Raw genomic sequence first — 21,087 nt, forward strand, 5'->3', positions numbered from 1 at the left:
GACGGCAGGTGTTTGTCCGTCACCTTTTTGCTCATCACGGTAATGCTGGCGGCGGGTTCGTCGCCGGTGCAGGGTGCGCTGCGACCGCCGGCGGAAGTCGCCGCCGTGGACAGCGTGTCGAGCGCCGCCGAAAAGGGAATCGAGCTGATTCGATTCACGCAATATGCCGGATGGAATCAACGCGTGGACGCGAACGGCAGAGCGTTGGCCTATGTCAAGTGGCGAACCGATCAACGATTCGCGGATCAGGATGTGGATCGGATTCGGCAGGATGGACGCTGGTATGCCGGTGGAACGAGGCGCGGCCTGTCCATGCTGGATTTCTGGGTCGGGGCGGAAGGTGAGCACTTCGACGATCGGCCGAAGCGAACGCATTCCAAACCCGGTGACAAAGCCGACCTGCAGCCGCGCGACGCCGGGATTGTCACTGAACCGCTCAAACTCATTCAAACCGCGGCGAGCGCCGTCAGAATCCTGCGCGGCGGCGGGGGGATCGTGCTCACTCCGCTGCGCGGCGTGCGGGCAACGGTGGGCAGCGGCGCGGTCGAAGACCGGCGAATCGCACGAGTCGAGAATGGTCTTGGCGTATGGAGTTCCATGCGCGCCGACAGCATCATGATCGGCGGATACGAACAGCATGCCAGCGCGGAATACAATCGTGAGACGCCGCGCAATCACGCGAATACCGATCTGATGGGGCGGTATCAGGTGTACCGCGAGTTCTTTCCCGGAAACTCGAATCGCGCGGACGCCGCCGGAACACTGTACCGCCGGGATATCTACCTCGATGCGTCCGACTTGCTGTCGCGGCGCAAGGATGAGCACTACGAAATCCGCGACGTGCTCAACTATCAGGTGCACCGCCTGCTGGATGCGGAGTTCAGCGGCGAAATCGAGCACGACCGAACCACACAAGCCGGAGCCGGCAGCGCGGATTTCAAACTCGAAGAGAACCAGACCGGTTTCGGCGCGAAACTTGCCGCGCGGTCGAGCGACTACGCGGGGACACTGGGGATCGACCTGCGCCAGGTGACGCAGACGATCCGCGGCGAAGTCCTGCAGGGGCTCAAGACCGATCTGCTGCTGAACGGGAGCGCGCCCGCGCCACTATCTTCACGCCTACGACTGCGTTTGTTGGTCTCGAAATACCGGCTGGATACGCGCAGCGAAAGCAATCATGATGACCGCGACGAATTGCGATACACCGGAGAGGCCGTGTGGACGAAGCCGCTGTTCACCACGATGATCTTCGAATGGCATGGGTCGGTGATGCTGGATCATCTGGTCTATGTCTTCGCGGAGAACTCGGCCAATAACCGTTGGACGCGCTATCTTGTGACCGGGACGAGGCTGCGATATCGACCGGCAGCGTCAATCGACAACTTTCTGCGGGCCAATGTCTCGGCCAACTACTCCGATTACGATTTCGAAACGAATTCGCGCACGACACGATCGACCGTGTTTCGCCGACTGACACTGGGCGACTCCACTCGAGTCCAAGTCAGCGGCAGGACCGCGGCGCGATTCAACGTCGCCGGACAGATCGAGGAGTTCGGCAGATTGTACTGGGATTCGTTTGAAGAGGAACGCAGCGACGAGACCCGCTCGTACAGTGCATCCGCGGAGGCGGTCTTCACTCTGAATCCCCGGGACGAAATCGCGGCCGGCGGATTATGGGACAGCCGTCGCAGCCTGCGCTTTCCCGAGCATGTCGGTGATCCCGAACTGGTTTATCAAGAATATCAGACTTACGGTCCGGTGGGATCGCTGCGGCACGAGGGAGCGCAGTTGACGATTCGCATCAGCGCACGAGCGCTGCGTCAACTGCGGTTGGAGCAACCGGATCGCTGGCTGTACACCGGGGAGGCGGTAGTGGCATGGAGATTCTGACCCGTGAATGGGGTGAGTTCGTGTACGCACCGCCCGAAGCAAGAACCGGCGATCTGGTCAGGCTTCCGACGGCGGAGGAGCATCATCTGTATGACGTGTTGCGGTTCAAAGTCGGGGCGAAGGCGCGGGTTACTGACGGGGCCGGATGTGTGTACGACTGCGAAGTGCAGAGCGATCGCACGCTCCGAATCCTACAGGAGCACCGCGAATTCGGCGAGGCCACGATGCGTTTGACGCTGGTGATGGCCGTGCTGAAAGGCGATACGAACAAAGCGGTGGTCGATAACGCGACTCAACTCGGAGCGGTTAGGATTCGATTCTTCCACGGCGCGCGCAGCGAGGGGCGGATGGACGAATCCAAGGTTGATAAGCTGAGACGGGTCGCACTGGTGGCGGTCAAACAGTGCGGGCGGGCACGGCTGCCGAGCATCGAATGCTGTCGTGACCTGACGGCGGCGTTGGGCCGGTCGGATGAGGGCGCGGCGCGGTACATCGCGCATCCACTGAGCAACAGTCCGGGTGGTTCGCCCGGTGGCGCGATGAACGTCGAGATTCTGGTCGGACCCGAAGGCGGATTCACGGACAGCGAGGCGCAGGCGGCGATGGACGCCGGCTACGAACCGCTGGACTTGGGTGTACGGCGATTGCGAGCGGAATGCGCGGCTGCTGCCGCGATTACCACACTGGTGCAAGCGACTCGGCCGTAGGCAACCCGACAGGGGAGAGGCGCTAACGAAGCAGGCACCGCGGGGGCGGTGCCTGTTCACTTTTCGGCGGAAGTCCGGGGGACCCCGACATCATCGAGCATCCGGCGCGCGAGTTCCTGCAGCACCTCGGGTCGATCATAATACGCGTGCCGGATGCGCGCGTGCAGGCTTCGCGCGAGCTCGCCCGTCAGCGGGGACTCGCCGCCGCCGGCATGGCGCTGAGTGTGTTCATTCCGGGCTTCGCCCTTGCGAAATCGAATCATGGCGGGGTCGGGGTCACCATTGCGATGGACGGACGCGTGTTCTTGTCACATTATCGGCTGCTCCTGAAGTTTCTTGACGAGTTGACTCGCGTACACACCGGACCTGTTAGACGGACCCATCACATAGGCGAGAAGTCGCAACATTTCGCCGTCGAGTTCCTGCGACATGCGCTGATGTATGAAGGTCATCGCATCGAAGCCGCGCATGGCCGGTTTGTAGGAGCGGTGAGAAGTCAGCGCGTCATAGATATCGACGACGGAGCAGATTCGGGTCGGGAGCGAGATTCGGGCCGATGGCAACCGACGCGGATAGCCGTTGCCATTCAGCTTCTCATGATGGTCGTGTATGATCTCCAGCGCCATCGGGACCAACTGCTGATGGCACTGCATCAAGCTGACCCCGTGCTCCGGATGTCTCTCCAACTGTTTCAGTTCGGAAACCGAGAGCATTCCCGGCTTGTTCAGAATGTAGGTGGGCACGCGACTCTTCCCGATATCGTGCAGGAGCAGGCCGAGGGAAAGGTCGCGCAGCTCTTCCTCATTCTTATGGCCGGTTTCCAGCAGCAAGCCAGTCCCAAGCACCGCGACGTGCACACTGTGCGTATAAAGGCTGTAATCGAGCGCGAAAAGCGCGGCCATGGTCCTGACCATGGCCGGTTCACTGGCCAGCAGCGCCACCGAGTGCGCCATGAGTTTGCGATTTGTATTCACCAGCACGGGGGAATCCGGGCGCTCAAACGTGGAGCGGACAATTGCGCTCGTGGTCGTGTACAGGATCTCGGACTTCTTCTCCGGGGGCGTCGTCGCGGACAACAGCATCTTGCCGATAGTCTTGTCCACAAATGTGTGATAGGCCTCGATATCGCGCTCCTTGATGAAGAGCGTATCGATCCCCTTCGCGATCAGCTCCCGGCGCTTGACTCCGGTCAACTCGATGTTGGCGGACTTGTAAAGGTGATAACGCACTCCGGAGCGCCCCGGGATCGCAATGTAGAGCTCGAAATGCGCCTCACTGTCCGGGGGCAACGTGGCCAGCGGAGCGGGGTGGAAGACGGCGGTTTCTTCCGTGTCGGCGGGGCGGGAGCGAGGATCTGCGATCATGGCCGCGCCGCCCGGTGTGTCAGTGTCGTTGAAAGAGAAGAGTTCATCTGCCGAATGGCGGGCAAAGTGCATGCCCCGAAAGACAATCGACCCGGTCGCGAGGACCGGGTCGATTTTGTGAGGGCACCGGGACTCGAACCCGGGACACCCGCCTTAAAAGGGCGGTGCTCTACCTACTGAGCTATGCCCTCTCGTCTCGCAATTCGCAATGCCGTGTTGCCAGATACCACTCTACTTGACAATGGTCTGTTCCCGGGACACGCCGACGGAGACAATCGACACCGGCGTCTCCGTGAACTGCTGGATAAACTCGAGGTAGCCGCGGGCCTGCGGCGGCAGGTCGTGCCACGACCGCACCGTGTCCAGCGGCTCCGTCCAGCCCGGCAGGGCCTCGTAAACCGGTTCCAATTGGCTGAGCACGCGGCTATCGGACGGAAAGTTCTTGTAGATGCGCGAGTCATCCCGATAGGCGATGCACACGCGGAGTGGGTCGATGCCGGTCAGCACGTCAAGCTTGGTAATCGCCCAAGAGTCCACGCTGTTGATCCGCGCGGAGAACCGTGCCACGACGCCGTCAAACCAGCCGCAGCGCCGCGGCCGCCCCGTTGTTGCGCCGTATTCCTCGCCGCGCTCGCGGAGATTCACGTGGCTGTCGGTTTCTGAAAGCTCGGTGGGAAAGGGGCCTTCGCCCACGCGCGTCGTGTAGGCCTTGATGATCCCGAGGACGCGATCAATCTTGCGTGGCCCGATCCCGAGACCCGTACAGGCGCCGCCGGCCGCCGGATTGGAAGACGTGACGAACGGATACGTGCCCATATCTACGTCGAGCAAGGAGCCTTGCGCGCCTTCGAGAATCAGCCGCTTGCCGTCGCGGATCGCGTCATTCAAATAGACCGAGACATCCTTTACGTAGGGATCGATCTTCTCGTCAAATGCCAGATACTCATCGACAATCCGATCCACCTCGAGTTCGGCACCGCCGTACACGCGCGCCAGCAGGAGGTTTTTCTCCCGCACATTGTCGATGATCTTGCGGCGCAGCGATTCGCGGTCCAGCAAATCCACGATGCGAATCCCCACGCGGGCGACCTTGTCCACGTAGGCCGGGCCGATGCCGCGGCCGGTCGTGCCGATCTTCGTGCGTTCGGGCGAGGCTTCAATCACCTGATCGAGTTGCTTGTGATACGGCATGATGAGGTGAGCCTGATGACTCACAAACAGGCGATCCTTGAGTGAGATGCCGGCCGCTTCGATCTGCTCGATCTCTGCGCACAGGGCGACCGGATCGACAACGACTCCCGCTCCGATCACACAGGTCGTGGCCGGACGCAGGACTCCGGCGGGGAGCAGATGGAAGACATATTTCTTCCCGGCATGCACTACCGTGTGGCCGGCGTTCGCCCCGCCCTGATAGCGGGCGACGATATCCGCGTCCTCGGCGAGATAATCTACAATCTTGCCCTTGCCTTCATCACCCCACTGCGCACCGACGACCACCGTTACCATGCGGCACCGCTTTCAATAAAACTGCCCCGCTCTCGCGGGGCAGAGGAGAGCACAATCCTGAAATGAAGCGTCAGCGTTTCTTACCCTTTAAAACGGCCTTCTCGGCCCATTCGACCACAACCGGCGCCGACACGAACACCGTAGCATACGCCGAAGCAATCACGCCGACCAACATGACGAACGCGAAGCCGCGCAGCACCTCGCCGCCGAAGACGTACAGCACCAGCGTCGTCAGAAACACCGTGACCGACGTAATGACCGAACGCGACAGCGTCTCATTGATCGAAAGGTCCATGATCTCGCCCATCGACATGTTCCGCAGCTTCTTCATGTTTTCGCGAATGCGGTCAAAGACGACAATCGTGTCATTGATCGAGTAGCCAATAAGCGTCAGAAACGCGGCCAGCACCGCCAGCGAGAGTTCATAATTGAAAAAGACGAGGAAGGCCAGCGTCACGCCGACGTTGTGGACGAGCGCAATGATGCCGCCGATCGCGAACTCGAAGCGGAACCGCCAGGAGATGTAGATCAGGAGCAGGCCAACCGCAATGATGCCGGAAAGAATCGCCGAGTTGCGCAGTTCGCGACCGACACGCGGACCGACCATCGACACGTTGCGAATCTCGACCGGGTTGCCCGGAAAGGTCCGATCCAACCGCTCCTTGATCTGCTTTTGCGTGGCGTCGCTGTTTTCGGTGACCTTGGTCCGGATCAGGATGTCCGACTGCTGGCCGAGCCGGCCGATGGTCTTGACCTCGCCGATTTCGATGCCGCCGAAGGCGTCACGAACCTGACTCTCACTCAGCGGCTGCGCGAACCGGACGGTCATGTCCAGGCCGCCGCGAAAGTCCACGGACCAATTCGGCCCGCGGATGATCATCGCGATGATGCCCGCCAGGATCACCACTCCGGAAATCGTCGCCGTACGATAACGATGAACAACGAACTTGTAATTGGCGTTGTGGAAAAACTGTGGCATCAGACGCTCAATGTCTTGAGTTGGCGACCCTGAGTGAAGGCGTCGTACACGAGCCTCGTCAGGAAGATCGCCGTGAACATGTTAATGACAATACCAACCGTGAGCGTCAAGGCGAAGCCCTTGATTGCTCCGGTACCGTAAATCAGCAGTACGACACCGGCAATGGCCGTCGTCGTATTGGAATCGATAATCGTCAGCAAGGCGCGATTAAAGCCGGTGTCAATCGCCACGCGTACGGTCTTGCCCGCGCGCAACTCTTCCCGGATGCGCTCGAAGATCAGCACGTTGGCGTCCACGGCCATACCGATCGTCAGGATGATGCCCGCGATTCCCGGCATCGTCAGCGTGAACTGGAACATCGCCAATGCGCCCATCAGCAAGAAGACGTTGAAGATCATCGCGAGATCCGCGATCAGGCCCGAGGCGCGATAATACCAGACCATGAACAGAATGACGGCGAGGAACGAGATACTCAAGCAAAGCTGCCCGGCCCCGACCGACTCTTCACCCAGCGACGGGCCGACCGTGCGCTCCTCAGCGATCGAGACCGGCGCGGGCAGAGCGCCGGCGCGCAGCACAATCGCGATATCGCGAGCTTCAGCCATGTCGTCCAATCCGGTGATGACCGCCGAGCCGCCGGAGATCTTGTCGCGGATATTCGGCGCCATATAAACCTTGTCGTCCAGCACAATGCCCAGCCGCTTGCCGACGTTCGCGCCGGTGACGCGGGAGAAGATCCGTGAACCCTCGCGATTAAACTCCATTTGTACGATCGGCTTACCGGCCTGATCCGGCTCGTAGCCCGAGCCGATCGACGAATTGGCATCGCTGATCGTGGCCCCGGTCAGTTCGGCCTGCTTCTTGACCAGATAGAGTATCCAGTACTCGTTGCCTTCGGTGCCCTGAATCTGCGACTTGCTCGACCAATAGAACGCCACATCGGTGGGAATCAAGCGCTGGTATTCCTTGGCCGAGAGCAGACGTACGACGCGGCTCTTATTGGAGGCCTCGACCAAGATGTCCTGCGCGCCGCCAACAAAGAGCGACAGTAACGGGTGGGCCGCGGCCGATGTGTCCTGGGCCGCCGAATCGAGGGCCGCAGCCGCGAGCGAATCCGCCAGCTTGACGCTATCCGTCCTGATTTTCGAGGTATCGGTCTGCGCGTGCTTCGACGTATCGGCCTTGACCGCGGCGCTGTCGGCGGCAAGCGGCTCCACGGGAGCCTCACCCTTCTGCCGCGCGAGAATACCTTGATCGAGCTTGGTTAGAATGTCACGGGCGCGCTCCGCATCCACGAGGATCTTGAAATCAAGCTGAGCCGTGCGTCCGACAAGTTCGCGGGCCCGGACGGGATCTTTCACGCCGGGAAGCTCGAGTGCGATCCGGCGCGTGCCCAGCTTGGAGATGGACGGCTCCGAGACGCCGAACTGGTCAATACGATTCCGCAGAATCTCGAGCGATCGATCCACCGCGTCGTCCGCTTGTGTCGTCAAATCCGTGATGATCGCATCATCGGTTTGACCGGCCTCGCCCCAATAGCGACTCAGCGAGGCCTTCTCGCGGACCGCCAGGGCGTGCAAGGTCTCCAGAACGTCGATATCCGATTCCCGCGCGCGAGTGCGCAGCGCGGAAAGCATGCGGTCGTAAACCTCGTCCTTGCCCTTGGCGCTATTGTCTAACATCTGCACAAGGTCAACCTCGAGCACGAGGTACATACCCCCTTGCAGGTCCAGACCGCGCTTGATGGCTTTCGGACGATAGTACTTGATATCCGTGTAGAAGTCCCCGCGGAGGTACTCGAGCTGCTTAACCGCTTCTTCCTTGGTCAGCGCATCGAGATTGCCGCTCTCGATCTCGGATTTCAGGTCAACGTCGTCACGGTAGATGTCCGTTCCCAAGCGAGCCAGAGGAATCCCCGACGTCTCCGACAGCTTGGTCAGGAGCACCGACTCTTGGTTGGACATGTTCTCGTACTTGACGGTGGGATAGAGGTAATACCCGCCGAGGCCAAGCAGGACGACCAGAACGATGATTCGTGAACGAATGGATTTCATAGACTTGAATTCGCCAAAAGATCTGCCTTAACTTCGCGGAAAACTCACAAATATAGGGCTTTTATTCACCAATGTCAAGGTTTTTGTGAGCATCTTCACGCAATAAATTCAGTATCTTAGTGAAATTGGAGGGCGGGTCTTGGGACCATTCCAGAGATTCCTTTGTGATCGGATGCACAAACCCCAGTGAGCGCGCGTGAAGTGCAACATCGGGCATTTCCATCAGTAACTGCTCATAGAAGTGTGTCCGTGACCCGGCCATGTTGTTGATTCGCTTCTGCCTGCCACCGTAAGTGCCGTCGCCGAACAGGGGATGACCTTCATGCTCCAGATGCGCACGAATCTGATGTGTCCGCCCCGTTCTGAGCCGCAAGGTCAATAAGGTAATGTCGCGATAGGTCTCTTCGACCTTGTAAGTGGTCACGGCCTCCTTGCCTCCGCGACGAACCACGGCGAAGCGCTTGCGGTCACCGGGGTGTCGGCCTAATGGAGCGTCGATCTCGCCCACGTTCGACTTGAAACGGCCCCACACCAGAGCCATATACTCACGCTTGACGGTGCGGGCGGCAAACTGCTCCGTCAGGCGGCGATGAACCTGCTCGTGCTTGGCTACCACGAGCAAGCCTGACGTGCCCTTGTCGAGCCGATGCACGATGCCCGGACGGACCGAGCCGGACGCGTGCGCCTGGCCGAAATGATGGAGCAGCGCATTGACCAGCGTGCCGGAAAAATGGCCGTGCGCCGGATGAGTGACCATGCCCTGCGGCTTGTTCACCACGAGCAGCACGTCATCTTCATAGCGAATATCCAGCGGAATCGGTTCCGGGAGGATGTCGTGCACGGCCTGATCGCGAAAAAAGATTTCCACCGTCTCGGAGGGACCGATCCGCTGCGACTTCTTGGGCGGTTTGCCGTTTATCAGCACCAACCCCGATTCGATCAGTTCGTGGACTTTGTGGCGGGAGATTGCAGGTAGCGCCTGCTGCAGGAAGCGGTCAATCCGCAGACGTTGCTGACCGGGTGCCGTCGTCAGACGAAACGGTTGCGGCGGATGATCCGGGAGCGAGGTCATGCGGGGAGGGGGAATGGGCGGGTCTTCGATCAAACAACACCAGGAGCGCAACCAACAGCACACCAACGGTTACGCACGAGTCCGCGACGTTAAACACAGGCCAACGGTCCATGATGAAGTCCGGAAAGTCGGCGTCGAGGAAATCCGTGACCTCACCGTACAGCGTACGATCGATCGAGTTACCAATCGCGCCGGAGAAGAAGAGCAGGATCGGCCAGCGCAAAGCGTCGCGACGACGGATCAAGATAGACAAGTAAACCGCCAGCGCTGCCGCGGCGGTCCACCCGAAGATCAACAGCAGTGTACGGGAGGGAACCGGCAGACCGAAGGCCACGCCGGGGTTCAACACATAGGTAAGTCGTATCAGATCTTCACCGATCAGCGAGATCGACTCGCCGACCTGAAAACTCGAGCGGATCAGGTATTTCGTCCATTGATCAAAAGCGATCAGGAACGCCGCACCGCCGAACCACGGCCAGAGGGCCGGCTTACCGCTCATTCGCGTCCGCTGTTTTCTTCTTCGTTGCGCTTTTTCGCCGCGATGCAGAGCCGAGCGTGCGGAATCGCTTCAAGTCGCTTGAACTCGATCGGCGCCGCGGTTTCCTGGCAGTAGCCGTACGTTCCGTTGTCGATGCGCTCGATCGCGCCTTCGAGGAGGCGCAGCATCTTGCCTTCGCGACTCGCGAACATGAACGCCTTCTCGCGCTCCTGCGCATCCGTGCCCTGATCAGCCATGTGATAGCTGTAGGTGGAGTTGTCGCCGGAGTACTGGTCGGTCGTCGTCTCCATCGAGGTCTCGCGCAGGTAGCTCAGCTCGCGCAGAATCTCCTTGCGCTTCTGAATGATGATCTCGCGGAAGTACTCTTTCCATTCCGGCGCGTACAGCGCCGGCTTCTCGCCAGCCGGCCACTTCGCCTTCTCGGTCGCCTTGGACTTCGACTCGCGCGGCTTGGCCGGATTCGTCTTGTTCGTGCTCATTCGATTGCCGAATTCCTTTCAACGGGTTACGGACGCGGCGGCGGATGCACGATGAACGGCGACCGTCAGTTTCTGGCCGTTCGAATCCAGCTCCGTACCCGTCACAGCAAGTTTTAACTCAAGCTCGCTCGATAAAGTTTCGCGGCATATGTAGTCGCGGAAGGCAACCACCGCCTGCCGAAGTTCCGCGGAGTCCGTGTGGAGCTCGGCATGAATCCGATCCGTAATCTCGAAACCGGATTGCTTGCGCAAGTTCTGAATATGATGCACAAGTTCACGGGCATGCCCTTCCGCAATCAGCTCCGCCGTCAGCTCGGTGTCGAGCGCGACCGTCATATAGCCGTCGCTTTTCAGGGCCATGCCCGCACGCTCTGTGCGGCGAATCTGGATATCCTCAGCCGTAAATTCAAGGCTGTCATAGCTGACCGACTGGCCGGATTCGAGGCCCTGAATCTCCGGATCCCCGAGCTTCGAGATGAACTCGGCGACCTCCTTCATCCGACTGCCGACTTTCTTGCCGAGCGTGCGGAAGTTGGCGGCGGCCGAGCGATGAACCAAGTCGCGATCATCGTGACGAAATATCACCGTTTTTACGTTCAATTCGTCGGCGATAATGTGCAAAAACGGGGCCAGATCCTCCTCTTTCTCCTTGTCCGGAACGACCCAGATCAGGTTACTTAAGGGCTGACGAACCTTGAGATTACGTTCCTGCCGCAGCGCCCGAGCGAGGCTGACCGCTTCGCCGACCCGACCCATGTGATCTTCCAGCTCACGATTCCGTTTGGATGTCTCAGCAACCGGAAACGCGGAGAGATGAACGCTGATGGAGGCCGTGTCGTCGAATCCTCGCACGAGATTCTGATAGATGTGCTCGCTCAGGAAAGGCAGGAATGGCGCCAGAACCCTCGTCAGTCCCGTTAGCACCTCATAGAGGGTTGCGTATGCGGCCGACTTGTCGGAGTCGCTTTCAGACTTCCAGAAACGACGCCGCGAACGACGAATATACCAGTTCGTGAGCAGATCGAGAAACTTCTCGATCGCGCCCGCGGCGGGAGCCACATCGAAATCATCAAGGTGCAAACACACCCGCTCGAGCATGCGATGATACTCGCTGAGAATCCAGTGGTCGAGCTGCGTCAAGGCGGGCTTTGCCGTCGAATCGGGAGCCCAGCCGTCGATCTGCGCGTACGTTACGAAGAACGAATAGGAATTCCAGAGCGGGAGAATCACCGCGCGAACGGCATCGCCGATCTCTTCCTCGCCGAAGCGCTTGGAGTTCCAGGGATTCGACGAATAGAAGATCCAGCGAACCGGATCGGCACCGAACTTCTCGAACAACGCCAGCGGATCGACGACATTGCCGAGCGATTTGGACATCTTCAGACCCGTGCTGTCCAAAACCAGCTCGGTGCAGATCACGTTCTTGTAGGACGACCAATTGACCGAATTGTTCCAGAATTTCTTGCGCGCAGGTGTGGTCGCCTTTTGCTGCATCGATTTCGCCACCAGGCAAGAGCAGGCCAACAGCGTGTAGAACCAGCCGCGGGTCTGGTCGAGGCCTTCGCAGATGAAATCGGCCGGGTACTGTGACTCAAACTCAGTTTCGGAACCGGGCTTCGCGGGTAATCCGAATTGTCCCCACGGCATCAGGCCCGCATTGAACCAACTGTCAAGCACGAAATTCTCGCGACGCAACTCGCGGCCAGCAGGGGTACGAAGCACGATCCCGTCGATCGCGGGCTTGTGCGGATCGAAGTCACTTGAAAGTGGGACACCAGCTTGCTTGGCGAGTTCATGCAGCTCCGCGAGGCTACTGACACAGATCGACTCGCCACCATCTTCTGTTTGCCACACCGGGAGCGGGCTGCCCCAGTAGCGCTCGCGCGTGACGTTCCAATCGCTGACATTCTCGAGCCAATTGCCGAAGCGGCCTTCCTTAATATGATCGGGCCGCCAACCGATATGTTGGTTGGCTTCGATCATCATTTCCTTTAGCGCCGTCGCGCGTAAGAACCACGCCGGACGCGGGAAATACATGAGCGGCGTCTTCGTCCGGTAATCGAACGGATAGCTGTGCGTGTACTTCTCTTTGCCGAGCACCAAACCGCGCGCCTGCAAGTACTTGAGGATGTCAACGTCGAGACCCTCCTCGCGGAACTCGCGGCCGCTGAACGGCTTGGCGAAATCGGCGACGAGGCCGTTGGCATCGACGGCAAGCACCACCGGGATTTCCTGCTTCCGCAAAATGCGGAAGTCGTCCTCGCCATAGTTCGCGAGATGAACGAGGCCGGTGCCGTCTTCGGTCGTGACATACTCATCCGCGACGACCGTACACGCTTTCGGATTGTCGAGCCTCAGCCAGTCAAACAGCGGCTCATAACGCAGCCCCGCGAGATCCTGGCCGACATGATGCGAAACGATGTGATGCTGTCCAAGCATCGGAGAGATCGTCTGATGTCGAGCATGTGCGAGAATCAACCGATCACCTTGCTTGCCCGCCGACGAATCCGCCGTCAATTCGATGGTGATGTACTCAATCTCGGGACCGACTGCCACCGCGAGATTCGAGAGCAGCGTCCACGGTGTCGTCGTCCAGGCAGTCAGATAGGTGTTGGGCTGATCGAGCAGCCGGAACTTGATAAAGAGCGTGAGGTCGGTGACATCCTGATAGCCCTGCGCAACTTCGAAATTCGAGAGCGTCGTGCCCGAGCGCGGACTGTAGGGCATCACGCGATAGTCTTTGTAGAGATAGCGCGGCGATTGGCCGAGCCGCAGTGCGCGTTCACGAGCCTCGCCGGCGAGTTCGAGATCCCAAGCCTGCTTCAGCGTCCACCAGTCCGACTGAATGTAGTACGGCTCGTAGGTCGCGTAGGCATGTTCGAGATCGACGAAGCGACCGCAGCGGCGAATCGCGTTCTCCCACTCGCGCTTGAAGCGAAACACGGTGCCGCGACAGTACTCGACATATTTGGCCTCGCCGTACGCGAGAATATCGCGCTTGGAGGTGAAGCCGAGTTCCTTGTCGGACGTCATCTCAATCGGCAGTCCGTGCGTGTCCCAACCCGCCTTGCGCAGCACGCGATAGCCCTGCATGGTCTTGTAGCGCGGCCACAAATCTTTGAGCGCGCTCTGCATCATGTGCCCGATGTGCGGCAACCCGTTGGTTCCGGGCGGGCCGTCATAAAATACGAAATCGCCTTTGGGCGCGGGCCGGTTCACCGACTGCTGAAAGACATCGTGGGTCTTCCAGAACTCGAGCAGCTCGCGATCAAACGCCGGCAAATCTAATTTATTGGGAACGGGGGATAGCACGGAATCAAAGTCAATCTTCAGGGGGTACTAAGGGAGCCAAATAGTCAAGCAACTCAGGGACAGCGGCGGTCATCAGTTCCCAGAGTCGAGCATAATCTACTTTGTGGTATTGATGAGCCACGATGTTTCGCAATCCGGTCCATGCTGACCAATGAACTTCGGAATGAAAATCACGGAACTCCTCAGACAACCGACTGGCCGCCTCACCGAGAATCTCGAAATACCGTTCTGACATTCGTTGGATATCTTCATCAGCAAGAAAGGTCGTGTAGTCTGCCTTACGCGAAATTCGAACCAGCGCCCGGCAGGCGTCACGCATGTCTCTAACGGACGCCTCATCCTGCCACATAAAACCGCTGCGAGTTGGCAAGTATATGGCGTCGGCGAATTGGATTTCTGCTTTGCTCTACCGCACTCCGCTCGACCAGATCAATCCTACGGCCGATGATCTCCGACAGTTCTTGTTCAGCATGCATGATGTCAAACACAGACCAACCGTCCTTCGGCGCGAACGTCACCAGCACGTCCACGTCGCTGTCGGGGCCGAAGTCGTCGCGCAGTACCGAGCCAAAGAACGACAGCTCGATGATCTTCCACTTCTGGCAGAAGGCCTCGATCTGAGCGCGGTCAACGGGGATGCGGGGTTCGGCGGGCGTCATTGTTAGTATTTTGCGGTGACCGTGTAGAACTGACGCGGCGCGGTCGGATTGATGATCTGCCAGAACTCGGGCTCGTCCACGTCGATGGTCGCGATCCAACTCCAAGGGCCGTTCTCAGATGGTGACGAGAAGATTGAGTAGCGGTATGCAGTCGGCACCGGTTCCCACGACAACCGGAGTTCACGGAGTTCGCCGAATGCTTGAATCACCAACCCGCCGACCTCTCGAACTTGTTTGTAAACCCGCGCGATGCGCGTTGACGGGGAGTATGTTACGATATCTGCGGGACGGTTCGATTGCTTGATCGCATAGGCAGAAGAATTGCCCAATATGCTACTCGTGATGTCGAGCGAATCACCGTTAGACGCATCAAACACTGAAAAGTACCCGCCTTGGCCCTGGCCAGTCCATCGAAGAAAGCGCTCGTCGGAGCTGCCGAGTATGGTCCCGGACAATATCCATCCGGACAAGAGAGGATTCGCCCATATTGTATCATTCATGTCACCGTCGGTGCAGACTCCACCTGAGAGGAGAACACGCATGGACCCGGAGGAGTCGACCTGTGCACAGAGCGCCGGCGTGGGTGGGCAGGGCGAAGAGTAATCACAGCCTAACGGGCAATCCACGAAGTCGGCGCAAAGCGTTACGGAGTTGGGACTCGCGCCGTCTAGAACGATACGCTGTAGGTGCGCACTCGAACCCCATTGATCACAGGCCTCGCCTGCCGGTGCACAATCGACGTGATAGTCGCTTCGAGACGACTTGGCGAACGTCGTTTGAGCAAAGTCCGCAAAGATCGAAATCCCGAATCCGCTCTCACTTTCGATATCGTGACCCATTCCGTCGCAGTAACGCCGCGTTGAATACACTGGAATTGCATTCCGAGCGCTCAGGGGAGGCGGAGGCCATGTGAACAGCCCAGTGACATTGACAATCCAATATTCCCCGTTTGAACACTGGTTGGTCTCATAGAAAAACGGAATTGGACTGCCGACAACCGATCCGTCGATGGTACTAATTGCCAAGACGAAATGGGCCGCAGGATCGGAGTATGGATCGTCGTACTTGGCCGTGCAGTAGACGAGAGGTTGGAACGGTGACGACGGACTGCGTCCGAGCGCGATATCAAATGCCGCCTGTAAGTACATTTCCCCACCTCCGATGTACAATTCAGATGGTATCTGCATGTAAGCCAACGGAGCATCAAGTGTGAGTCGGTAGACGATGGTGTCGCCAGTGTCAAGTTGGCGCTGCGCCCACCCATACGTCGAATCCGACATCCAGTGCTGCAAGTCCCACGGTCCGTCACCAGGAAGCTGGACTTCGGCCTCGAGCGCGAGTTCGAGACCAAACACGGTGGTGCAGTACACCAGCATGAGAGCCATGGAAAAGAACAGTCGAAAACAGGGCTGGACCAGAACAGATGAATACATGCGCCCTCCTATTTCAGACCGGAGACCGCCAACTACAATCTATCGACTACAATCTTTCAATCAGCCGCTTCCTTATTCTGCGTCACCTTCGGTTCGGATGATCTCAATGGACAACTCGCGGGAGCAGACGAACACTATCCTCCACGGCCGTGCGAATGGTCAGGAAGTCCCGCTGCTTCGCTCCAAATTCCTCAGGCGTGTACGCCACAAGGTCCACGAGGTCGTTCCGATCCCACAGCTTGATGAGGTGGGCGACACGATCCCGCCACCGCATGCCCGCGAAGCGCTCCGAGATGATGATGAGATCGTAGTCGCTTTCGGCGCGTGCGTCACCGCGCGCGCGGCTGCCGAAGAGCAGCACAAGTTGCGGGTTGTACTCGCGTTCGAGTCTGCCCAAGAACGGTGCTAAGTCGCGCTCAATTGCCGCTGAATCCAATGGACACAAACCTCACTACAGTCTTTCAATCAACCGCTTCATGATCTGCGTCATCTTCGGTTCGGCTTTGGCCGCGTTCTCGAGGATGTGCGGAATCGAGGCGGGCTTGAGGCAATCGGCGAAGCCCTCGTCGGTGACGATGGACATGCCGAAGCACTCGAGGCCGGCGTGATTGGCGACGATGATCTCCGGAACCGTGGACATCCCCACCACGTCCGCACCGATCGTGCGCATGAAGCGATATTCCGCGCGCGTTTCGAGATTCGGACCGGGGACCGCGACGTACGTGCCGCGATGAACCTTGAGCTGCAATTCCATCGCAATCTGCTCCGCCATCTCGATCAGGCGGCGCGAATAGGGCTCGCTCATGTCGGGAAAGCGCGGGCCGAGATCATCATGATTCGGGCCGATCAGCGGATTGTCGCCAAGCAGATTGATGTGATCGTCCATGATCATCAGATCGCCGGCTTTGTAGAGCGGATTGACACAGCCGCAGGCATTCGAGACCAGCATCACCTTCACGCCCAGCGCCTTCATCACGCGCACGGGATAGGTGATCTGCTGCATCGTGTAGCCTTCATAATAATGAAAGCGGCCCTGCATCGCGACCACCGCTTTGCCGCCAAGTTCGCCGAAATGCAGTTTGCCCGCGTGACCCTCGACGGTCGAGAACACGAAGTTCGGCACCTGCTCGTACGGAATCACCAGATCGCTCTTGATCTCCCGGGCCAGGCCACCGAGACCCGTTCCCAGAATGATGCCGACGTGCGGGGTTACCTTCAGCTTCGGCCGCAGCGCGGCAACGGTCTCGTCGATGTGTTGCTTCAGATCGCTCATTGAGATGTGACTCGCCTGCTCAGGACGGCAATAGATAATTGTTCAGTCGTGGTCTGCGTGCCGGGCTTGATTCCGGCGGGGAAACAGTCCCCGCTCGGCGGCGGATGGCGATTCCGGCGGGCTGAGGGCACCCCGCTCGGCGTATCGCAAGTCCCCGCTCGGCAGGCAGATCAAGAGTTTTCGGTACCGGACCGCGACAGCACGAACGGCTGGGAATCGGGAATCTTGTCGGGTGACTCGTCTTCCAGTAGATCGAGCAATTCCATGTGCGATTTGAGCAGGAAGCGCAGCCGCTTAATGTACGCGTCACGGTGGATCTTCAGGCTGCGCAATTCTTCCTGAATCGCTACCACGTCGCGTTGAGCCTTTAGTTTCAACTCATCGGCGGAGAGCTGAGCTTCGCGCATGGACTGCTCGCGCTCCTGGGCAATCTGTTCGCGAGCAATCTTAGCGTTGTCCTGCGCCGCGACCATGGAATCGCGCAGGCTCTTTTCCAAGTCGAGGTAGGCTTCGAGCTTGGTCTCGGTCATCCGCAGCCGCTCGCCCAGCGAGGCTGTCTGCGTTTGTAACTCGCTCAGCTCGTCGGCGATCCGCTCCAAGAAGGCGCGAACTTCGGCCGGATCATAACCGCGCATGACCCGCGTGAATTCGTGTTTGGCAACATCGAGAGGTGAGAGGGGCATATGAAGAAAACGCTAAGAGGCTGAAAAGCTGAGACGCGGAAATCCGATCCCGGAGCGGGAATCAGACCTGAGGTGCGGGGCGAGGGCCGAAGAGAATCGAACCGAGGCGAACCTCCGTCGCGCCCTCCGCGATCGCCAACTCGAAATCGCCAGACATGCCCATCGAGAGAGTCGTCCAGTCCGGAGGCTTCAGCTCGCGGGCAACATCTTCCCAGAGCGTGCGAAGTTGCCGAAAGCTTGCCCGAATCCGGCCCTGATCGTCCGTCTGCGGGCCAACAGCCATGAGACCGGCAAGCTCGAGATTCGGGCAGTCGTTCAGCAGGTCGTTCGCGAGCGCAAGAGTCTTGTCGGGTCTGACCCCGTACTTCTGGGGTTCGCCCGAAGTATTCACCTCGACTAACACCCGCAGCCTGGAAACTTCCTGATTCAGCTTCTGGCCAAGCTCCACGCTGTCCACGGTGTCAACGGCCTGGAATAGTTTTGCAGCCCGGCGCACCTTATTGCTCTGTAAGTGGCCAATTAGATGCAGAACCGGGCAGAAGTCGCCGCCAAAGGACTTGCTATCCTCATATTTTTCAACGGCTTCCTGAACCCGGTTCTCGCCGAAATGACGGATGCCAAGGGCATAGGCTTTGCGCGCTACGTCCCCGGGGAAGTTCTTGGTCGCCGCGACCAGGGTTACGGAATCGGTCTGACGCCCGGCCGAACGACAGGCGCTGCGGATCTTGTCCAGAACCAGTTGATAATTCCGTGAGAGGTCAGCTTCGGCAAGCTCAGAACACATAGTGGGAGGCCAATTGAGGCAAGCACAAAATATAGCCATTTTGCGTTAGTTCCGCAAGCAATTCGGCCGCGGGGAGAAATCTGGTGATGGTCGGCTATCGATTAAATTCAACAATGTTTCAACTTGATTGCTGCAAAATGGGTCACCGCGCCGCAAGCCTGAACACCTATCTTGCACGTTATTAACCCCATCGCCCCCCAAAAGGCGCGACAAGATGATGATTCTGTGAGGAGAAATCAGTTGTTTCTCCCTAAAAAAATCAGTACATTCCGACCTATACCGTCAAAGGCGGCCTTACGAGGTCGATTCCATTCGTGTAAGCTTTTGAAATACGTGATGTTAGGGCGCGTTGCGGAGCCCCTGTCAGGCACGACCAATCTGTTGGAGCCCATGACCAAACAGCTCTTCTCCTTGGCAGTCCTTGCATTAGCGTTTGCGCTATACACCGGTGGTTGCGCATCGCTCAACGCGTCCTCCGGCGGGACGTCTGCCTCGGTAACCCAACGACAGAAATTCAGCCAACTCGATCTTTCGGACTTGTCCAACCGCGACAAGTGGAGTCTGGCACGGGAAGCCTATCAGCAGGCGCTGCACGAAGAGAAGCGAAAAGACGCCGATGCCGCCGCTGAATTCTATGAAGCAACATTAGAATTGCTCGGCAGTCTGGATGTCGGCGCGATCGAGGTGCCCGCCCAACGCGTACTTGAGTTCCAGCGCACGGTCCTCGCGAGTTACAACAAGTTCATGGCGTCGATCGAGACGCTGCCGCCAACCGCCGGAACAGCCGTGGTGCTGGAGGCGGTCCCGGACGAGGAAGCTGACGATGTCAGCCTCCCCTCGAAATCCGAGAAGGATCGCGACAGTGTGGCGCCGCAGGCGATCGTCGCTCACCCGAATCCGCTGCCGGAAGTGCCGCTGACTCTGAACGGCCAAGTCTCGGGTCAGCTTACGTTCTTTATGAACAAGGGCCGGAAGGTGATGGAGCGCTGGATGGAGCGCTCAGCCCTGATGTTCCCGCGGATGCGCCCGATTTTGCGCGAAGAAGGCATGCCCGACGACTTGATGTTCCTCGCGATGATCGAGTCCGGGCTGAATCCGCGCGCCTACTCCTATGCGCACGCGGCGGGAGTCTGGCAGTTCATCCCGGGTACCGGCCGCATTTTCGGATTGCAGGTGAATCAGACGTTCGATGAACGACTGCACGTGGAGTCCGCAACGCGCGCCGCCTGTCGCTATCTGCGGAAGCTCTACGAAGAGTTCGGAGACTGGTATCTCGCATTCGCCGCCTACAATTGCGGTGAACAGCGGGTCCGCCGGGAAATCGCTCGCAGCCATACGACGAGTTATTGGCGGCTGAACCGGCTCCCCAAGCAGACGCGAAGTTACGTGCCGGCATATCTGGCAACGAAGGCGATTTGCGAGAATCCACGGCAGTACGGCTTCGGCGAAATGCCGGAGGAGATTCCGTTCGAATGTGATCGGATCTTTGTCAAGGACTGCTACCAACTCGATCAGATTGCGTATGCAGCCGGTTGCGACGCGCTGGAAGTGCGGGACCTGAATCCGGAGTTCCGCCGGTCGGTGACTCCGGGTGGCCAGACCTCAATGGTGCGGTTGCCCAAATCCCCGCGCGACGACTTCGAAGTGCGGTTGGCGTCGGCGCCGAAGTCGGACTACAACCCCACGACGATTCATACGGTCCGGCGCGGCGAGACCTTGAAGTCCATTGCCGCGCGTTACGGCGTGACCCAGGCGCAGATCAAGGCGCAGCCGGAGAACAAGAAGGCACGGTCGGGGAAGTTGAAATCCGGCATGGTACTGACCATCCCGACCCCCGCACCGCAGATTGTCGAGGCGCAGCCGCCCGCCGCGCCGCGCACCGGAGAGGCGACTTCGGAGACGTCGCCGGCCAAGGAAAGCAGCGAAATCGTGTACACGGTGCACCGCGGCGAAACCCTCGGTCGAATCGCGCAGCAGGTGGGGGTGTCCGTGAGCGAGATTTGTCGGCAGAACGGCATCAAAAATCCAAACAAACTCGAACCCGGACAGAAGCTGCGGATCCGAGTCGATGGCAGTCAATCCACGGTTGCCGAGGTCTCAAAAACCCCAAAATCCGACTCCGTGAAGGCCGTGGCCGCGAAGAAGACGCAAGGTGCGGCCGCGGCAACCCGGCATCGTGTTCGGGCCGGCGAGACCGTTTGGTCCATTGCACAGCGCTACGGCGCGGATCCCTCGGACATCCTGCGCTGGAACCACTTGAGCAAGCGCGGGCGGATCCTCGTCGGACAGGAATTGGTCGTTAGTCAGTAACAGCAGAAGCCGTCGTGCGCGTCCAGCCACGTGCCGCCGCGGGCCTTTGCCATCCGGTTCCCGGATGGCGGTCTTCCATCTCG

19 protein-coding genes and 1 tRNA gene are annotated in these 21,087 nt (G+C 59.2%); 3 read left to right on the forward strand and 17 right to left on the reverse strand.

What is annotated here, in order from left to right; all coding sequences use genetic code 11:
- Positions 1–12: 12 nt before the first annotated feature.
- Together HZB60_01450 and HZB60_01455 are read left to right on the forward strand one after the other, a co-directional pair.
- Positions 13–1,890: a hypothetical protein gene (locus tag HZB60_01450; protein ID MBI5058426.1), complete on the forward strand. Its 1,878-nt coding sequence runs from the start codon at positions 13–15 to the stop codon at positions 1,888–1,890.
- Positions 1,878–2,597 (forward strand): 16S rRNA (uracil(1498)-N(3))-methyltransferase, encoded by a 720-nt coding sequence (locus HZB60_01455; GenBank protein MBI5058427.1) that lies wholly within the window; start codon positions 1,878–1,880, stop codon positions 2,595–2,597. The genes HZB60_01450 and HZB60_01455 overlap by 13 nt, the downstream gene beginning before the upstream one ends.
- 56 nt (positions 2,598–2,653) lie before the next feature.
- Here HZB60_01455 and HZB60_01460 read toward each other — a convergent pair whose 3' ends face one another.
- The 17 genes from HZB60_01460 to HZB60_01540 all read right to left on the reverse strand — a co-directional run bounded on the left by HZB60_01460 (position 2,654) and on the right by HZB60_01540 (position 18,694).
- A complete protein-coding gene (locus tag HZB60_01460) occupies positions 2,654–2,860 on the reverse strand; it encodes a hypothetical protein (protein ID MBI5058428.1) in 207 nt (68 codons plus the stop codon).
- 45 nt (positions 2,861–2,905) lie between these two features.
- Positions 2,906–3,961: an HD domain-containing protein gene (locus tag HZB60_01465; protein ID MBI5058429.1), complete on the reverse strand. Its 1,056-nt coding sequence runs from the start codon at positions 3,959–3,961 to the stop codon at positions 2,906–2,908.
- 118 nt (positions 3,962–4,079) lie between these two features.
- A tRNA-Lys gene (locus tag HZB60_01470) sits at positions 4,080–4,152 on the reverse strand.
- A gap of 40 nt (positions 4,153–4,192) precedes the next feature.
- On the reverse strand, positions 4,193–5,467 hold the full coding sequence (locus HZB60_01475) for an adenylosuccinate synthase (GenBank protein ID MBI5058430.1): 1,275 nt from the start codon (positions 5,465–5,467) through the stop codon (positions 4,193–4,195).
- A gap of 70 nt (positions 5,468–5,537) precedes the next feature.
- The gene (gene secF, locus HZB60_01480) at positions 5,538–6,446 is read right to left on the reverse strand and encodes a protein translocase subunit SecF (protein ID MBI5058431.1); all 909 of its coding nucleotides are present in this window, start codon (positions 6,444–6,446) and stop codon (positions 5,538–5,540) included.
- A complete protein-coding gene (gene secD / locus HZB60_01485) occupies positions 6,446–8,500 on the reverse strand; it encodes a protein translocase subunit SecD (protein ID MBI5058432.1) in 2,055 nt (684 codons plus the stop codon). Before secD ends, secF begins: the two co-directional genes overlap by 1 nt.
- Positions 8,501–8,561: 61 nt before the next feature.
- The gene (locus HZB60_01490; protein ID MBI5058433.1) at positions 8,562–9,572 is read right to left on the reverse strand and encodes an RluA family pseudouridine synthase; all 1,011 of its coding nucleotides are present in this window, start codon (positions 9,570–9,572) and stop codon (positions 8,562–8,564) included.
- Complete coding sequence (lspA, locus tag HZB60_01495) at positions 9,496–10,071, reverse strand: signal peptidase II (GenBank protein MBI5058434.1); 576 nt, start codon at positions 10,069–10,071, stop codon at positions 9,496–9,498. Before lspA ends, HZB60_01490 begins: the two co-directional genes overlap by 77 nt.
- Complete coding sequence (locus HZB60_01500; protein MBI5058435.1) at positions 10,068–10,550, reverse strand: TraR/DksA C4-type zinc finger protein; 483 nt, start codon at positions 10,548–10,550, stop codon at positions 10,068–10,070. Before HZB60_01500 ends, lspA begins: the two co-directional genes overlap by 4 nt.
- Before the next feature lie 18 nt (positions 10,551–10,568).
- Entirely contained in the window at positions 10,569–13,862 is a 3,294-nt protein-coding gene (locus tag HZB60_01505) for an isoleucine--tRNA ligase (GenBank protein ID MBI5058436.1), read from the reverse strand.
- Positions 13,863–13,872: 10 nt separating this feature from the next.
- The gene (locus HZB60_01510; GenBank protein MBI5058437.1) at positions 13,873–14,181 is read right to left on the reverse strand and encodes a DUF86 domain-containing protein; all 309 of its coding nucleotides are present in this window, start codon (positions 14,179–14,181) and stop codon (positions 13,873–13,875) included.
- A gap of 16 nt (positions 14,182–14,197) precedes the next feature.
- Positions 14,198–14,521, reverse strand: a complete 324-nt coding sequence (locus HZB60_01515; GenBank protein ID MBI5058438.1) for a nucleotidyltransferase domain-containing protein — start codon at positions 14,519–14,521, stop codon at positions 14,198–14,200.
- Positions 14,522–14,523: 2 nt separating this feature from the next.
- Positions 14,524–15,954: a hypothetical protein gene (locus HZB60_01520; protein MBI5058439.1), complete on the reverse strand. Its 1,431-nt coding sequence runs from the start codon at positions 15,952–15,954 to the stop codon at positions 14,524–14,526.
- A gap of 103 nt (positions 15,955–16,057) precedes the next feature.
- Positions 16,058–16,351 (reverse strand): nucleotidyltransferase domain-containing protein, encoded by a 294-nt coding sequence (locus HZB60_01525; protein ID MBI5058440.1) that lies wholly within the window; start codon positions 16,349–16,351, stop codon positions 16,058–16,060.
- A gap of 54 nt (positions 16,352–16,405) precedes the next feature.
- Complete coding sequence (locus HZB60_01530; protein ID MBI5058441.1) at positions 16,406–17,227, reverse strand: purine-nucleoside phosphorylase; 822 nt, start codon at positions 17,225–17,227, stop codon at positions 16,406–16,408.
- Between the two features lie 170 nt (positions 17,228–17,397).
- Entirely contained in the window at positions 17,398–17,910 is a 513-nt protein-coding gene (locus HZB60_01535) for a DivIVA domain-containing protein (protein ID MBI5058442.1), read from the reverse strand.
- A 61-nt stretch (positions 17,911–17,971) separates the two neighbouring features.
- Positions 17,972–18,694 carry a YggS family pyridoxal phosphate-dependent enzyme gene (locus HZB60_01540; GenBank protein ID MBI5058443.1) on the reverse strand — a complete coding sequence of 241 codons (723 nt, stop codon included), beginning with the start codon at positions 18,692–18,694 and terminating at the stop codon, positions 17,972–17,974.
- 390 nt (positions 18,695–19,084) lie between these two features.
- On the opposite strand from HZB60_01540, the gene HZB60_01545 reads away from it, so the two are divergent.
- The gene (locus HZB60_01545; GenBank protein ID MBI5058444.1) at positions 19,085–21,004 is read left to right on the forward strand and encodes a LysM peptidoglycan-binding domain-containing protein; all 1,920 of its coding nucleotides are present in this window, start codon (positions 19,085–19,087) and stop codon (positions 21,002–21,004) included.
- Positions 21,005–21,087: the final 83 nt, after the last annotated feature.

This window comes from candidate division KSB1 bacterium (genome assembly GCA_016214895.1).
In the GTDB taxonomy this organism is placed as follows: Bacteria; Electryoneota; RPQS01; order RPQS01; family RPQS01; genus JACRMR01.

Coding starts and splice junctions, on each gene's coding strand:
- HZB60_01455 (MBI5058427.1), top strand. CDS start 1,878: ATGGAGATTCTGACCCGTGAATGGGGTGAGTTCGTGTACGCACCGCCC.
- HZB60_01460 (MBI5058428.1), bottom strand. CDS start 2,860: ATGATTCGATTTCGCAAGGGCGAAGCCCGGAATGAACACACTCAGCGC.
- HZB60_01465 (MBI5058429.1), bottom strand. CDS start 3,961: ATGATCGCAGATCCTCGCTCCCGCCCCGCCGACACGGAAGAAACCGCC.
- HZB60_01475 (MBI5058430.1), bottom strand. CDS start 5,467: ATGGTAACGGTGGTCGTCGGTGCGCAGTGGGGTGATGAAGGCAAGGGC.
- secF (MBI5058431.1), bottom strand. CDS start 6,446: ATGCCACAGTTTTTCCACAACGCCAATTACAAGTTCGTTGTTCATCGT.
- secD (MBI5058432.1), bottom strand. CDS start 8,500: ATGAAATCCATTCGTTCACGAATCATCGTTCTGGTCGTCCTGCTTGGC.
- HZB60_01490 (MBI5058433.1), bottom strand. CDS start 9,572: ATGACCTCGCTCCCGGATCATCCGCCGCAACCGTTTCGTCTGACGACG.
- lspA (MBI5058434.1), bottom strand. CDS start 10,071: ATGAGCGGTAAGCCGGCCCTCTGGCCGTGGTTCGGCGGTGCGGCGTTC.
- HZB60_01500 (MBI5058435.1), bottom strand. CDS start 10,550: ATGAGCACGAACAAGACGAATCCGGCCAAGCCGCGCGAGTCGAAGTCC.
- HZB60_01510 (MBI5058437.1), bottom strand. CDS start 14,181: ATGCGTGACGCCTGCCGGGCGCTGGTTCGAATTTCGCGTAAGGCAGAC.
- HZB60_01515 (MBI5058438.1), bottom strand. CDS start 14,521: ATGACGCCCGCCGAACCCCGCATCCCCGTTGACCGCGCTCAGATCGAG.
- HZB60_01520 (MBI5058439.1), bottom strand. CDS start 15,954: ATGTATTCATCTGTTCTGGTCCAGCCCTGTTTTCGACTGTTCTTTTCC.
- HZB60_01530 (MBI5058441.1), bottom strand. CDS start 17,227: ATGAGCGATCTGAAGCAACACATCGACGAGACCGTTGCCGCGCTGCGG.
- HZB60_01535 (MBI5058442.1), bottom strand. CDS start 17,910: ATGCCCCTCTCACCTCTCGATGTTGCCAAACACGAATTCACGCGGGTC.
- HZB60_01540 (MBI5058443.1), bottom strand. CDS start 18,694: ATGTGTTCTGAGCTTGCCGAAGCTGACCTCTCACGGAATTATCAACTG.
- HZB60_01545 (MBI5058444.1), top strand. CDS start 19,085: ATGACCAAACAGCTCTTCTCCTTGGCAGTCCTTGCATTAGCGTTTGCG.